The sequence below is a fragment of the Aetokthonos hydrillicola CCALA 1050 genome (assembly GCF_017591665.1).
Lineage (GTDB): Bacteria > Cyanobacteriota > Cyanobacteriia > Cyanobacteriales > Nostocaceae > Aetokthonos > Aetokthonos hydrillicola.
In genome coordinates this window covers 1-1,812 of the sequence record NZ_JAAKGC010000342.1, presented here as the reverse complement: position 1 = coordinate 1,812, position 1,812 = coordinate 1, and the positions used below count along the sequence as shown (strand labels likewise).

Annotated in this window: 2 protein-coding genes; one reads left to right on the top strand and one right to left on the bottom strand. The window is 39.6% G+C overall.

The window, feature by feature from the left end; all coding sequences use genetic code 11:
• Positions 1-1,253 (top strand): sensor histidine kinase (locus tag G4P69_RS37715; protein ID WP_208355039.1); only part of this gene is annotated, 1,253 nt, incomplete at its 5' end.
• A gap of 64 nt (positions 1,254-1,317) precedes the next feature.
• Here the strand turns inward: G4P69_RS37715 and G4P69_RS37710 are convergent.
• On the bottom strand, positions 1,318-1,812 hold a 495-nt coding region (locus G4P69_RS37710), incomplete at its 5' end, for a hypothetical protein (protein WP_208355035.1).

The following is a 1,812-nucleotide window of genomic DNA, read 5'->3' as shown; positions in this document are numbered from 1 at the left end:
TGATCAAGCACCGTGTTTTAAAATTTGTCAATGCTGATACTTTCGATAAAATTATTCAATTTGCATATAAAATTGATGGTGTAGCAATTGAAGTAGACAAAGATATCCTCAGATCTCGTGATCAACTTCGACAAACTGAAGTTCTACGGATGCAGATTATTCTAGGCAGTCTTGTTGTTTCCGTCATTGTTGCTAGCTTGCTGGCAATGTTTACTAGTCAAGCTATTTCTCGTCCTTTGGAATCCCTCACAAATCTAGCACAAGAAGTCACTCGTGATGGGAACACAAATTTGAGAGCTACAATCGTTACGAAAGATGAGGTAGGTACACTAGCAAATGCACTCAATCAATTGATTGAATGGGTTGCTACCTATACTAGAGAACTTCAAGATACTCAGCTTCATTTAATTCAATCAGAAAAAATGTCCTGTTTGGGACAGATTGTTGCTGGAGTTGCTCATGAAATTAATAACCCTATAAATTTTATTTACGGAAACATTAACTATATTGATAGTTATACTCAAGATCTACTGAAAGTAATTCAGGCGTATCAAGTTCATTACCCCAATCCACCGGAAACACTTCAAAAAACTCTGGATGAAGTCGAACTGGATTTTCTCCAGGAAGATCTAATTAAGCTTGTGCAGTCGATCAATGTTGGGACTGAAAGAGTTAGGCAAATTGTCTTATCCTTACGTAACTTCTCTCGCCTTGATGAATCGGAATTCAAAGCAGTTGATATTCATCAAGGTATTGACAATACACTGCTGATTTTACAACATCGGCTCAAAGCAAGACCAGAATCTCAGGCAATTGACGTGGTTAAGGATTACGGTAATTTGCCATTAGTGGAGTGCTACCCTGGACAGATCAATCAAGTATTTATGAATGTATTGGTAAATGCTATTGATGTACTGGACGACTGCCCAAAAGAGCAAAAGAAAGACAATCAACGAACACAACCTGACACAATTTGGATTGTAACTCAAATGATAGGTACGGATCAGGTACAGATTACAATTGCAGACAATGGTTCAGGGATATGTGAGAGCGTGCGATCGCGAATTTTTGATCCTTTCTTTACAACTAAACCGATTGGTAAAGGTACTGGCTTAGGCTTATCTATCAGCTACCAGATTGTCACAAATAAGCATAAGGGCACAATTCGGTGTGATTCCTCCTTGGGAGGTGGTGCTAAATTTGTCGTTCAAATCCCTATTCATCAACCTGAGCCAATTCCCAAAAGCCATTAAGTTGAATTTGTAATCTCAGATCTTGCAGTCACAAACTACTCTGACTAATTTTGATTAACAATTGTTAATCTGGAAATGCAAAACCTGTCATTGGATCCCGGATATACAAGCCTAATGTGAGCGATCGCACAACTTCGTCCCAATGGGGAGTGAGTTGTTCTGCTTGATCAGCCCAATAATCAAAAGTGATCAAGCACTGCACATTTGAGCCTAAACCAATGCAAGTGCGTGAAAAAGCTTCTCTTGGTTCAGCCTGAGTGTCAATAAACTTTATCTCACACCAAACTATACGCGCAGTCTGACGCTGGACGCTAATAACTTCTCCCCTCTCAATTACGTCACGACTGTCCTCTTCCATAATCTTCCTCAAGGTAGGTTTGAGCGGAAATTGGCTCCAGTCATTAGCCGGTAAGTGATTGAAAGATACCTCTAGACAACAGTCATCTAATGGTGGTTTTTTATCGCGGAAGCAAAATGAATTTTCTTTTGGATCAAAAACCCACTCCTGGGGTACATTAAAGCGAACAGCCCCTCTACCTGCCACAAAAATCTTATAACC